The 12,858-nt window shown below is 69.3% G+C and carries 12 protein-coding genes; all 12 read right to left on the reverse strand.

Annotated elements, in window-relative coordinates; genetic code table 11:
- Positions 1 to 4: 4 nt before the first annotated feature.
- Genes nuoL through K1J60_RS17855 form a run of 12 tightly spaced genes read right to left on the reverse strand, consistent with a single transcriptional unit; the run spans position 5 to position 12,767 of the window.
- Entirely contained in the window at positions 5 to 1,900 is a 1,896-nt protein-coding gene (gene nuoL, locus K1J60_RS17800) for an NADH-quinone oxidoreductase subunit L (RefSeq protein ID WP_220647062.1), read from the reverse strand.
- A 15-nt stretch (positions 1,901 to 1,915) separates the two neighbouring features.
- Positions 1,916 to 2,215 (reverse strand): NADH-quinone oxidoreductase subunit NuoK, encoded by a 300-nt coding sequence (gene nuoK, locus K1J60_RS17805; RefSeq protein ID WP_009310327.1) that lies wholly within the window; start codon positions 2,213 to 2,215, stop codon positions 1,916 to 1,918.
- Positions 2,212 to 3,075, reverse strand: coding sequence for an NADH-quinone oxidoreductase subunit J (locus K1J60_RS17810; RefSeq protein WP_220647063.1), 864 nt, complete (start codon positions 3,073 to 3,075; stop codon positions 2,212 to 2,214). Before K1J60_RS17810 ends, nuoK begins: the two co-directional genes overlap by 4 nt.
- Positions 3,072 to 3,674 (reverse strand): NADH-quinone oxidoreductase subunit NuoI, encoded by a 603-nt coding sequence (gene nuoI, locus K1J60_RS17815; RefSeq protein ID WP_220647064.1) that lies wholly within the window; start codon positions 3,672 to 3,674, stop codon positions 3,072 to 3,074. Before nuoI ends, K1J60_RS17810 begins: the two co-directional genes overlap by 4 nt.
- Positions 3,667 to 5,031 carry an NADH-quinone oxidoreductase subunit NuoH gene (gene nuoH, locus K1J60_RS17820; RefSeq protein WP_220647065.1) on the reverse strand — a complete coding sequence of 455 codons (1,365 nt, stop codon included), beginning with the start codon at positions 5,029 to 5,031 and terminating at the stop codon, positions 3,667 to 3,669. Before nuoH ends, nuoI begins: the two co-directional genes overlap by 8 nt.
- Positions 5,028 to 7,532, reverse strand: coding sequence for an NADH-quinone oxidoreductase subunit G (locus K1J60_RS17825; protein ID WP_220647066.1), 2,505 nt, complete (start codon positions 7,530 to 7,532; stop codon positions 5,028 to 5,030). Before K1J60_RS17825 ends, nuoH begins: the two co-directional genes overlap by 4 nt.
- Positions 7,529 to 8,884: an NADH-quinone oxidoreductase subunit NuoF gene (gene nuoF / locus K1J60_RS17830; protein ID WP_220647067.1), complete on the reverse strand. Its 1,356-nt coding sequence runs from the start codon at positions 8,882 to 8,884 to the stop codon at positions 7,529 to 7,531. Before nuoF ends, K1J60_RS17825 begins: the two co-directional genes overlap by 4 nt.
- Entirely contained in the window at positions 8,884 to 9,714 is an 831-nt protein-coding gene (gene nuoE / locus K1J60_RS17835) for an NADH-quinone oxidoreductase subunit NuoE (protein ID WP_220651522.1), read from the reverse strand. Before nuoE ends, nuoF begins: the two co-directional genes overlap by 1 nt.
- Before the next feature lie 29 nt (positions 9,715 to 9,743).
- Positions 9,744 to 11,084, reverse strand: a complete 1,341-nt coding sequence (locus K1J60_RS17840) for an NADH-quinone oxidoreductase subunit D (RefSeq protein WP_220647068.1) — start codon at positions 11,082 to 11,084, stop codon at positions 9,744 to 9,746.
- Positions 11,081 to 11,842: an NADH-quinone oxidoreductase subunit C gene (locus K1J60_RS17845; protein WP_220647069.1), complete on the reverse strand. Its 762-nt coding sequence runs from the start codon at positions 11,840 to 11,842 to the stop codon at positions 11,081 to 11,083. The genes K1J60_RS17840 and K1J60_RS17845 overlap by 4 nt, the downstream gene beginning before the upstream one ends.
- A complete protein-coding gene (locus K1J60_RS17850) occupies positions 11,839 to 12,393 on the reverse strand; it encodes a NuoB/complex I 20 kDa subunit family protein (protein ID WP_003998928.1) in 555 nt (184 codons plus the stop codon). Before K1J60_RS17850 ends, K1J60_RS17845 begins: the two co-directional genes overlap by 4 nt.
- A 14-nt stretch (positions 12,394 to 12,407) precedes the next feature.
- Entirely contained in the window at positions 12,408 to 12,767 is a 360-nt protein-coding gene (locus tag K1J60_RS17855) for an NADH-quinone oxidoreductase subunit A (protein ID WP_009310323.1), read from the reverse strand.
- Positions 12,768 to 12,858 lie beyond the last annotated feature (91 nt).

A 12,858-nucleotide genomic window follows, 5' to 3' on the forward strand; every position in this document is an offset into this window, starting at 1 on the left:
GGTATCAGACCGCCCTCATCAGCAGGGTCGCGGCGATGAGGATCGCAGCACCGCCGAACATCGAGACCGCGTACGACCGGGCATAGCCGTTCTGGATCCGGCGCAGCCGCCCGGAGAGGCCGCCCATCGAGGCCGCCGTGCCGTTGACGACGCCGTCGACCAGGGTGTGGTCGACGTAGACGAGGGAGCGCGTCAGGTGCTCTCCGCCGCGTACGAGGACGACGTGGTTGAAGTCGTCCTGGAGCAGGTCGCGCCGGGCGGCCCGGGTGAGCAGCGATCCGCGCGGGGCGACGACGGGGACGGGCTTGCGCCCGTACTGGAGCCAGGCGAGGCCGACGCCGATGACCATCACGGCGACCGTGGAGATCGTCACCGTCAGGGCGCTGACCGGCGGGTGGCCGTGCGCGTGGCCGGTGACGGGCTCCAGCCAGTGGATGAACCGGTCACCGATGCTGAAGTACGCGCCGCCGAAGACCGATCCGACCGCCAGGACGATCATGGGGATCGTCATGACCTTGGGGGACTCGTGCGGGTGCGGTTCGTGGCCGTGCTCGTCGGGCTGCCAACGCTTCTCGCCGAAGAACGTCATCAGCATCACGCGCGTCATGTAGAACGCGGTGATGGCCGCGCCCAGCAGGGCCACGCCGCCGAGGATCCAGCCCTCGGTGCCGCCCTTGGCGAAGGCCGCCTCGATGATCTTGTCCTTGGAGAAGAAGCCGGACAGGCCCGGGAAGCCGATGATGGCGAGGTAGCCGAGGCCGAAGGTGACGAAGGTGATCGGCATGTACTTCCGCAGGCCGCCGTACTTGCGCATGTCGACCTCGTCGTTCATGCCGTGCATGACCGAGCCGGCGCCGAGGAACAGGCCCGCCTTGAAGAAGCCGTGCGTCACCAGGTGCATGATCGCGAAGACGTAGCCGATGGGGCCGAGGCCCGCGGCCAGCACCATGTAGCCGATCTGCGACATCGTCGAGCCGGCGAGGGCCTTCTTGATGTCGTCCTTCGCGCAACCGACGATCGCACCGAAGAGGAGCGTGACCGCGCCCACGACGGTGGTGACGAGCTGTGCGTCCGGGGCTGCGTTGAAGATGTTCGCGGAGCGGACGATCAGGTAGACGCCCGCGGTCACCATGGTCGCGGCGTGGATGAGGGCGGAGACCGGGGTCGGGCCCTCCATCGCGTCCCCGAGCCAGGACTGCAGCGGCACCTGGGCGGACTTGCCGCAGGCCGCGAGCAGCAGCATCAGGGCGATCGCGGTGAGCGTGCCCTCGCTCGTCTCGCCGACGGCGCCCAGGACCGGCCCGAAGGCGAAGGTCCCGAAGGTGGTGAACATCAGCATGATGGCGATGGACAGGCCGACATCGCCGACGCGGTTGACCAGGAAGGCCTTCTTCGCGGCGGTGGCGGCGCTGGGCTTGTGCTGCCAGAAGCCGATCAGCAGGTACGAGGCGAGACCGACGCCCTCCCAGCCGACGTACAGCAACAGGTAGTTGTCGGCGAGGACCAGCAGCAGCATCGCCGCGAGGAACAGGTTCAGATAGCCGAAGAAGCGGCGTCGGCGCTCGTCGTGCTCCATGTACCCGATGGAGTACACGTGGATGAGCGAGCCGACTCCGGTGATCAGCAGGACGAACGTCATCGACAACTGGTCGAGCTGGAAGGCCACGTCGGCCTGGAAGCCCTCGACGGGGATCCAGCTGAACAGGTGCTGGCCGATCTCGCGGTGTTCGGCGTCCTTGCCGAGCATGTCGGCGAAGAGGACCACGCCGATGACGAAGGAGGCGGCGGCGAGGGCCGTGCCGATCCAGTGGCCGACGGCGTCCAGGCGACGGCCGCCGCACAGCAGGACGGCGGCTCCGAGCAGGGGCGCCGCGACCAGCAGCGCAATCAGGTTCTCCACGATTCTTCCGACCCCTTACAGCTTCATCAGGCTGGCGTCGTCGACCGAGGCCGAGTGGCGGGACCGGAAGAGCGACACGATGATCGCGAGTCCGACCACGACCTCCGCGGCGGCGACGACCATCGTGAAGAAGGCGATGATCTGGCCGTCGAGATTGCCGTGCATCCGGGAGAAGGCGACCAGGGCGAGGTTGCAGGCGTTGAGCATCAGCTCGACGCACATGAACACCACGATCGCGTTCCGCCTGATCAGGACGCCGGTGGCGCCGATGGTGAACAGGAGGGCGGCGAGATACAGGTAGTTGACGGGATTCACTTCGCTGCCTCCCCGTTCTTCCCGTTGGTGCCGCTGTCGCGGCCGTTTCCGCCGCTTCCGCTGTGCGAGCGCTCCAGGCGGTCCTCGGCGCGCTGCTCCAGGGCCTTGAGGTCGTTCAGTGCCTCGGTCGACACGTCACGGATCTGGCCCCGGTCCCGCAGGGTCTTGCTGACGGTCAGCTCGGACGGGGTGCCGTCGGGCAACAGGCCCGCGATGTCGACCGCGTTGTGCCGGGCGTAGACGCCGGGGGCCGGCAGCGGCGGGAGGTGCTTGCCCTCGCGTACGCGCTGTTCGGCCAGCTCGCGCTGGGTCTTGGCGCGCTCGGTGCGCTCGCGGTGGGTGAGGACCATGGCGCCGACGGCGGCCGTGATGAGGAGGGCGCCGGTGAGTTCGAAGGCGAACACGTAGTCGGTGAAGATCAGGGCCGCGAGGCCCTCCACGTTGCCGCCCGCGTTCGCCGTGCCCAGGCCGTTGAACTCCGTCAGCGAGGCGTTGCCGATGCCCGCGGTCAGCAGGATGCCGAAGCCGAGGCCGCACAGGAGGGCCAGCCAGCGCTGGCCCTTGATGGTCTCCTTCAGGGAGTCCGCCGCGGTGACGCCGACGAGCATCACCACGAACAGGAACAGCATCATGATCGCGCCGGTGTAGACGACGATCTGCACGACGCCCAGGAAGTAGGCGCCGTTGGCCAGGTAGAACACGGCCAGGATGATCATGGTGCCGGCGAGGCAGAGCGCGCTGTGCACGGCCCTCTTCATGAAGACGGTGCACAGGGCGCCGATCACGGCGATCGTGCCGAGCACCCAGAACTGGAAGGCCTCACCGGTGGAGGTGGTGTAGGCGGCGAGCTGCGCGCTCATGCGTCCACCTCCTCGTCTTCCGGCCTCTCGCCCTGGGAGGTGGCGACCTGACGCTCCGTACCGGGCGCCGCCTCGGTGACCAGGCCCCGGTAGTAGTCCTGCTCGTCGGCGCCGGGGAAGATCGAGTGGGGCGAGTCGACCATGCCCTCCTCCAGACCGGCGAGCAGCTGCTCCTTGGTGTAGATGAGGTTGGCGCGGCTGGAGTCCGCCAGCTCGAACTCGTTGGTCATCGTGAGCGCGCGCGTGGGGCAGGCCTCGATGCACAGGCCGCACAGGATGCAGCGGGCGTAGTTGATCTGGTAGACGCGGCCGTACCGCTCGCCCGGGGAGTAGCGCTCCTCGTCCGTGTTGTCGGCGCCCTCCACGTAGATGGCGTCGGCGGGGCAGGCCCAGGCGCACAGTTCGCAGCCGACGCACTTCTCCAGGCCGTCCGGATGGCGGTTGAGCTGGTGCCTGCCGTGGAACCGCGGGGCCGTGGTCTTCTGCTGCTCCGGATACTGCTCGGTCAGCCGCTTCTTGAACATGGCCTTGAAGGTCACGCCGAAGCCGGCGACGGGGTTCTGGAACCCCTGCTTGTTCTCTTTCGGCTCCTCAGCCATCGGACGCCTCCCTCCCATTCGAAGATCCGTCACTGTCAGTATCGGACCCGCCACTGACAATCAGCTCCCGCTCCCGGCGCGGGCGCCTGCGCGGCACCGGCGGGAGGGTCTGTCCGGGCAGGGGCGGCACGGGGAATCCGCCGGCCATCGGGTCGAAGCCGGCCGGTTCGGCGGGCTGGTCCTGTGCCTCGCGCCGGTCGCGGAACATGTCGGCGACTACGGAGAGCAGGAAGAGGACGATGACGGCGCCGAGGACGTACAGCGCGATCTCGGCGAAGTCGTAGTTCTCGTTCCTGAGGGTCCGCACGGTCGCGACGAGCATCAGCCAGACCACGGAGACCGGCAGGAGGACCTTCCAGCCGAGCTTCATCAGCTGGTCGTAGCGGACGCGTGGGAGGGTGCCGCGCAGCCAGATGAAGAAGAACAGCAGCAGCTGCACCTTCACCACGAACCAGAGCATCGGCCACCAGCCGTGGTTGGCGCCCTCCCAGAAGGTGCTGATGGGGTAGGGAGCCCGCCAGCCGCCGAGGAACAGCGTCACCGACACGGCGGAGACGGTCACCATGTTGACGTACTCGGCGAGCATGAACATCGCGAACTTGATCGACGAGTACTCGGTGTTGAAGCCGCCGACGAGGTCGCCCTCGGACTCCGGCATGTCGAACGGGGCGCGGTTGGTCTCGCCGACCATGGTCACGATGTAGATGACGAACGACACCGGCAGCAGCACGATGTACCAGCGGTCCTGCTGCGCCTCCACGATCGCCGACGTCGACATCGACCCCGAGTAGAGGAAGACCGAGGCGAACGCGGCGCCCATGGCGATCTCGTAGGAGATCATCTGCGCACAGGAGCGCAGGCCGCCCAGGAGCGGATAGGTGGAGCCGGAGCTCCACCCCGCGAGGACGATGCCGTAGATGCCGACCGAGGCGACGGCGAGGATGTAGAGCATCGCGATCGGCAGGTCGGTGAGCTGCATCGTGGTGCGCTGGCCGAAGATCGAGATCTCGTTGCCGGCGGGCCCGAAGGGGATCACCGCGATCGCCATGAAGGCCGGGATGGCCGCGACGATCGGCGCGAGGACGTAGACGACCTTGTCCGCGCGTTTGACGATGACGTCTTCCTTGAGCATCAGCTTGATGCCGTCGGCGAGCGACTGGAGCATGCCCCAGGGGCCGTGCCGGTTGGGGCCGATGCGCAGCTGCATCCAGGCGACGACCTTGCGCTCCCACACGATGGAGAACAGCACGGTGATCATCAGGAAGGCGAAGCAGAACACCGCCTTGACGACGACCAGCCACCAGGGGTCGCGGCCGAACATCGAGAGGTCTTCAGCGGCGAGGAAGTACGCGCTCATGCCTCCACCTCCTCGGGGACCTCGGCGGCGAGCGTCGCGGGGCCGATACGGACGAGTGCGCCGGGCAGCGCCCCGGTGTCGGAGGCGACGCCCGAACCGGTGGAGTTCAGCGGCAGCCAGACGACGCGGTCGGGCATCTCGCTGATCAGCAACGGCAGTTCGACGACCCCGGCGGGGCCGCTGACCGCGAGGGCGTCGCCGTTCTTGACGCCGACCTCGGCGGCCGTGGCGGCGGACACGCGCGCGTGGGCGGCGTGCCGGGTCCCGGCGAGCGCCTCGTCGCCGTCCTGGAGACGGCCCTGGTCGAGCAGCAGCCGGTGTCCGGCGAGGACGGCCTCCCCGGCGGCCGCGCGCGGCGCTCCGGTCGCGACCTCCACCGGCTCGTTGGCCCTCGCCCCGTCCCACGCCCCGAGGCGGTCCAGCTCCGCGCGCGTGGTGCGCAGGTCCGGCAGCCCCAGGTGGACGTCCATGGCGTCGGCCAGCATCTGCAGGACGCGGCCGTCGGTGGGCGCCACCGGGCGGGTCATCTGGTCGGGCTTCAGCGCGGCCTCGAACATCCGCACGCGGCCTTCCCAGTTGACGAAGGTGCCCGCCTTCTCGGCGACGGCGGCGACCGGGAGGACGACGTCGGCCCGGTCGGTGACCTCGCTGGGCCGCAGTTCCAGCGACACCAGGAAGCCCACCGCGGACAGTGCCTCACGCGCGCGTGCCGGGTCGGGCAGATCGCCGACTTCCACTCCCGCCACCACCAGGGCCCCGAGCTCTCCGGTGGCGGCGGCCTCGACGATCTGCCCGGTGTCCCGGCCGTAGCGCGCGGGGAGTTCGCCGACGCCCCAGGCGGCGGCGACCTCCGCGCGTGCGCGCGGGTCGGTGGCCGGGCGCCCGCCCGGCAGCACGGACGGCAGCGCGCCCGCCTCGACGGCGGCGCGCTCCCCGGCCCTGCGCGGGATCCACACCAGCTTCGCGCCGGTCAGCGACGCGGCCCGGACGGCGGCGGTGAGCCCGCCCGCGACAGCGGCGAGGCGCTCGCCCACGACGATCACGGCGCCCTCGATGCGCAGCGCCTCGGAGGCCTTGGTGCCGTCGTCGTCGAGGCCGAAGCCGCTCGCGAGGGCGTCCAGCCACTCGGTCTCGGTGCCGGGCGCGGCGGGCAGCAGGGTGCCGCCGGCCTTCTCCAGGCCCCGGGTGGCGTGCGTCGCCAGCGAGAACACCCGCTGCTTGTGCTTGCGCCAGGCCTTGCGCAGCCTCAGGAAGACGCCGGGCGCCTCCTCCTCGGCCTCGAACCCGACCAGCAGGACGGCGGGGGCCTTCTCCAGGGAGGTGTAGGTGACGCCCGTACCGTCGAGGTCGCGGCCGCGTCCGGCGACGCGGGCGGCCAGGAAGTCGGCCTCCTCGCCGCTGTGCACGCGCGCGCGGAAGTCGATGTCGTTGGTGTCGAGGGCCACGCGCGCGAACTTGCTGTACGCGTAGGCGTCCTCGACGGTGAGCCGGCCGCCGGTCAGGACGGCGGCCCGGCCGCGCGCCGCGAGGAGCCCCCGGGCGGCGACCTCCAGGGCCTCCGGCCAGGAAGCGGGCTCCAGGACCCCCTGGGCGTTGCGGACGAGCGGGGTGGTCAGCCGGTCCGGGCGCTGCGCGTAGCGGAACGCGAAGCGGCCCTTGTCGCAGATCCACTCCTCGTTGACCTCGGGGTCGTCGGCCGCGAGGCGTCGCATGACCTTGCCGCGCCGGTGGTCGGTGCGGGTGGCGCAGCCGCCGGAGCAGTGCTCGCAGACGGACGGCGAGGAGACCAGGTCGAAGGGGCGGGAGCGGAATCGGTACGCCGCCGAGGTCAGCGCGCCGACGGGGCAGATCTGGATGGTGTTGCCGGAGAAGTACGACTCGAAGGGGTCGCCCTCGCCGGTGCCGACCTGCTGCAGGGCGCCCCGCTCGATCAGTTCGATCATCGGGTCGCCGGCGACCTGGTTGGAGAACCGGGTGCAGCGGGCGCACAGCACGCACCGCTCGCGGTCGAGCAGCACCTGCGTGGAGATCGCCACGGGCTTCTCGTACGTCCGCTTCCTGCCCTCGAAGCGGGACTCGGAGTGGCCGTGCGACATGGCCTGGTTCTGCAGCGGGCACTCGCCGCCCTTGTCGCAGACGGGGCAGTCCAGCGGGTGGTTGATGAGCAGGAGCTCCATCACACCCTTCTGGGCCTTCTCCGCGACGGGGGAGGTGAGGTGGGTCTTGACGACCATCCCGTCCGTGCAGGTGATCGTGCAGGACGCCATGGGCTTGCGCTGGCCCTCGACCTCGACGATGCACTGGCGGCACGCGCCGGCGGGGTCGAGGAGGGGGTGGTCGCAGAAGCGGGGGATCTCGATGCCGAGCTGTTCGGCGGCCCGGATGACCAGGGTGCCCTTGGGCACGCTGATGTCGACGCCGTCGATGGTCAGCGAGACGAGATCTTCCGGCGGGACCGCCGCCTCCCCGCCCCCGGAGGGAGCGCTGGTGGTCACGGTCATGCGTTCACCTCCGCGTGCTTGTCCTTGTCGGCCCAGGCGGTCGATTTGGCCGGGTCGAACGGGCAGCCCCGGCCCGTGATGTGGTCCTCGTACTCCGCGCGGAAGTACTTGAGGGAGGAGAAGATCGGCGAGGCGGCGCCGTCGCCGAGGGCGCAGAAGGACTTGCCGTTGATGTTGTCGGCGATGTCGTTCAGCTTGTCGAGGTCGCTCATGACGCCCTTGCCGGCCTCGATGTCGCGCAGCAACTGGACCAGCCAGTAGGTGCCTTCGCGGCAGGGGGTGCACTTGCCGCAGGACTCGTGGGCGTAGAACTCGGTCCAGCGGGTGACGGCCCGGACGACGCAGGTCGTCTCGTCGAAGCACTGGAGTGCTTTCGTGCCGAGCATGGAACCGGCGGCGCCCACTCCTTCGTAGTCGAGGGGGACGTCGAGGTGCTCGTCGGTGAACATCGGGGTCGAGGAGCCGCCCGGCGTCCAGAACTTGAGGCGATGGCCGGGCCGCATGCCGCCGCTCATCTCCAGCAGTTGGCGGAGGGTGATGCCGAGCGGGGCCTCGTACTGGCCGGGGGAGGCGACATGGCCGCTGAGGGAGTAGAGCGTGAAGCCGGGGGACTTCTCGCTTCCCATCGACCTGAACCATTCCTTGCCCCTGTGCAGGATGGCGGGAACCGAGGCGATCGACTCGACGTTGTTCACCACAGTGGGACAGGCGTAGAGGCCTTCCACGGCGGGGAAGGGGGGACGCAGCCGGGGTTGACCCCGGCGGCCTTCGAGCGAGTCGAGCAGTGCGGTCTCCTCACCACAGATGTACGCGCCGGCGCCGGCGTGCACGGTGATGTCGAGGTCGAGTCCGCTGCCCAGGATGTTCTCGCCGAGGAAGCCCCCCTCGTAGGCCTCGCGGACGGCCTCGTGCAACCGCCGCAGGACGGGGACGACCTCACCACGCAGGTAGATGAAGGCATGCGAGGACCGAATGGCGTAGCACGCGATGATCATGCCCTCGATGAGGCTGTGCGGGTTCGCGAAGAGGAGCGGAATGTCCTTGCACGTTCCGGGCTCCGACTCGTCGGCGTTGACAACCAGATAGTGCGGTTTTCCATCGCCCTGGGGAATGAACTGCCATTTCATTCCGGTCGGGAATCCCGCGCCGCCACGGCCGCGCAGACCCGACTCCTTGACGTACGCGATGACGTCGTCCGGTGACATGGCCAGCGCCTTGCGCAGTCCCTCGTACCCGTCGTGCCTGCGGTAGACGTCGAGCGACCACGGCCTGTCCTCGTCCCAGAAGGCCGACAGCACGGGTGCGAGCAGCTTCTCCGGGCTGCTGCCCTTGATCTCGGGTGCCAACGTCATCACTCCCCCTCCTCGGCGGCGGGCCCGGCCGGGTGGGCGGGGTCGGAGGCCGATGTCTCCTGCGGCGCGTCGTGCGAGCTGAGGTGCTCACCGGGTGACGGCTCGTGCACCTTGTCCTGCGGCTCGTCGTGCGGGCCGCCGTCCCGTGGATGGACCACGCGCGCGGGTCCGGCCTCTCCCCTGGCCAGGCGGAGGCCGACCAGCGAGGCGGGTCCCGCGCCGCCGCTCGCCTCGACGGCGCCGGGCCGCTCGTCGGGGAAGCCGGCGAGGATCCGCGCGGTGTCCTTGAAGGTGCACAGCGGCGCCCCGCGCGTGGGCCGGACCTCGGTTCCCTCGCGCAGGTCGTCGACGAGTCGCTTGGCGCTGTCGACGGTCTGGTTGTCGAAGAACTCCCAGTTGACCATCACGACCGGCGCGAAGTCGCAGGCCGCGTTGCACTCGATGTGCTCCAGCGTGACCTTGCCGTCGCCGGTGGTCTCGCCGTTGCCGACGCCGAGGTGGTCCTGCAGCGCCTCGAAGATCGCGTCGCCGCCCATCACCGCGCACAGGGTGTTGGTGCAGACGCCCACCTGGTAGTCACCGCTCGGCTTGCGCCGGTACATGGAGTAGAAGGTGGCGACCGCGGTGACCTCGGCCGTGGTCAGGCCGAGCACCTCGGCGCAGAACCGCATGCCGGTGCGGGTGACATGGCCCTCCTCCGACTGCACGAGATGCAGCAACGGCAGCAGGGCGGACCGGGAGTCCGGGTAGCGGGCGACGACCTGGGCCGCGTCCCGCTCCAGCCGGGCTCGAACGTCGTCCGGGTAGTCGGGCGCGGGCAGTTGCGGCATGCCCAGGCTGACGCCCTCGGGGGTGGTGGTCACCGGTCGACGCCTCCCATCACGGGGTCGATGGACGCGACGGCGACGATGACGTCGGCGACCTGGCCGCCCTCGCACATCGCCGCCATGGCCTGCAGGTTGGTGAAGGACGGGTCGCGGAAGTGGACCCGGAAGGGGCGGGTGCCTCCGTCGGACACGGCGTGCACCCCGAGTTCGCCCTTGGGCGACTCGACGGCCGAGTACGCCTGTCCCGGCGGGACGCGGAATCCCTCGGTGACCAGCTTGAAGTGGTGGATCAGGGCCTCCATGGAGGTGCCCATGATCTTCTTGATGTGGTCCAGGGAGTTGCCGAGTCCGTCCGGTCCCAGGGCGAGCTGGGCGGGCCAGGCGATCTTCTTGTCGCCGACCATGACCGGGCCGGGCTGCAGCCGGTCCAGGCACTGCTCGACGATCCGCAGGGACTGGCGCATCTCTTCGAGGCGGATCAGGAAGCGGCCGTAGGAGTCGCAGGTGTCGGCGGTCGGGACGTCGAAGTCGTACGTCTCGTAGCCGCAGTACGGCTGGGCCTTGCGCAGGTCGTGCGGGAGGCCGGCGGAGCGGAGGATCGGGCCGGTGGCGCCGAGGGCCATGCAGCCGGACAGGTCCAGATAGCCGACGTCCTGCATACGGGCCTTGAAGATGGGGTTCCCGGTGGCGAGCTTGTCGTACTCGGGAAGGTTCTTCTGCATCTTCTTCACGAACTCGCGGATCTGGTCCACCGCGCCGGGCGGCAGGTCCTGGGCGAGTCCGCCGGGCCGGATGTACGCGTGGTTCATGCGCAGCCCGGTGATCAGCTCGTAGATGTCGAGAATCAGTTCACGATCACGGAAGCCGTAGATCATGATCGTGGTCGCGCCCAGTTCCATGCCGCCGGTGGCGATGCACACCAGGTGGGAGGAGAGCCGGTTCAGCTCCATCAGGAGCACCCGGATGATCGTGGCGCGGTCCGGGATCTCGTCCTCGATGCCGAGGAGCTTCTCCACGGCGAGGCAGTACGCCGTCTCGTTGAAGAACGGCGTCAGGTAGTCCATGCGCGTCACGAACGTGGTGCCCTGGGTCCACGTCCGGTATTCGAGGTTCTTCTCGATGCCGGTGTGGAGGTAGCCGATGCCGCAGCGGGCCTCGGTGACGGTCTCGCCGTCGATCTCCAGGATCAGCCGGAGCACACCGTGGGTGGACGGGTGCTGGGGGCCCATGTTGACGATGATGCGCTCGTCGTCGGACCGGGCCGCGGTCTCGGCGACCTCGTCCCAGTCGCCGCCGGTGACCGTGTAGACGGTGCCCTCGGTGGTCTCGCGCGCCGAGGCGGCGGACTCCGCCGATGCGTGCTGCGTGCTCATGAGTACGACCTCCGCTGGTCCGGAGCCGGGATCTGGGCGCCCTTGTACTCGACGGGGATGCCGCCGAGGGGATAGTCCTTGCGCTGCGGGAAGCCCTGCCAGTCGTCCGGCATCATGATCCGCGTCAGCGCGGGGTGGCCGTCGAAGACGATGCCGAAGAAGTCGTACGTCTCGCGCTCGTGCCAGTCGTTGGTCGGGTAGACGGGGACGAGCGACGGGATGTGCGGGTCGGCGTCGGGGGCCGAGACCTCCAGGCGGATCAGCCGGTTGTGGGTGATCGAGCGCAGGTGGTAGACGGCGTGCAGCTCGCGGCCCTTGTCGCCGGGGTAGTGGACGCCGGAGACGCCGGTGCACAGCTCGAAGCGGAGGGCCGGGTCGTCGCGGAGGGTCCGGGCGACGGTCGGCAGGTGTTCGCGCTCGATGTGGAAGGTGAGCTCGCCGCGGTCGACGACGGTCCTGTCGATGACGTTCTCGGGGACGAGGCCCTGTTCCTCCAGGGCACCCTCCAGTTCGTCGGCGACCTCGTCGAACCAGCCGCCGTAGGGGCGGACGGCCTCTCCGGGAAGCCGGATGGAGCGGACCAGACCGCCGTAGCCGGAGGTGTCGCCGCCGTTGTTCGCGCCGAACATGCCGCGCTGGACGCGGATCTCCTCGCCGCCGTCGCCGCGCTGGCCGGGGAGGTTGGAGGCCGCGAGGTCCTTCTCGGGGTTCACCCCGTTCGAGTCGTTCTTGCCGTTCTTGCCGTTCGCGTCGCTCATCGCAGCAGCCCCTTCATCTCGATGGTGGGGAGTGCCTTGAGCGCGGCTTCCTCGGCCTCGCGGGCCGCTTCCTCCGCGTTCACGCCGAGCTTGGACGTCTGGATCTTCTGGTGGAGCTTGAGGATCGCGTCCATCAGCATCTCGGGCCGTGGCGGGCAGCCCGGGAGGTAGATGTCGACCGGGACGATGTGGTCGACGCCCTGGACGATCGCGTAGTTGTTGAACATGCCGCCGGACGACGCGCAGACCCCCATGGAGATCACCCACTTGGGATTCGGCATCTGGTCGTAGACCTGCCGCAGCACCGGCGCCATCTTCTGGCTGACCCGGCCGGCCACGATCATCAGGTCCGCCTGACGCGGCGAGCCGCGGAACACCTCCATGCCGAAGCGCGCCAGGTCGTAGCGGCCCGCGCCGGTGGTCATCATCTCGATGGCACAACAGGCGAGGCCGAAGGTGGCGGGGAAGACGGATGCCTTGCGTACCCAGCCCGCGGCCTGCTCGACGGTGGTCAGCAGGAAACCGCTCGGCAGTTTTTCTTCGAGTCCCATGGCTTAAAGGCCCCTCAGTCCCATTCCAGGCCGCCGCGGCGCCAGACGTACGCGTAGGCGACGAAGACGGTGAGCACGAAGAGCAGCATCTCCACGAGCCCGAAAACACCCAGGGCGTCGAAGGTGACGGCCCACGGGTAGAGGAAGACGATCTCGATGTCGAAGACGATGAAGAGCATCGCCGTCAGGTAGTACTTGATGGGGAATCGCCCGCCGCCGGCCGGCGTGGGGGTGGGCTCGATCCCGCACTCGTAGGCCTCGAGCTTGGCCCGGTTGTAGCGCTTCGGGCCGATCAGCGTGGCCATGATCACGGAGAAGATCGCAAAGCCTGCCCCGAGGGCTCCCAGTACGAGGATGGGCGCATAGGCGTTCACCGCTCCTCGCTCCTCTCAGTCGGCACTGACTGCTGGCGGATTGGCGTGGACCCTGCTCTCCCGCCCCACCGGTCACACGAACCCCGTCTGC

It is taken from the genome of Streptomyces akebiae, assembly GCF_019599145.1.
In the GTDB taxonomy this organism is placed as follows: Bacteria; Actinomycetota; Actinomycetes; order Streptomycetales; family Streptomycetaceae; genus Streptomyces; species Streptomyces akebiae.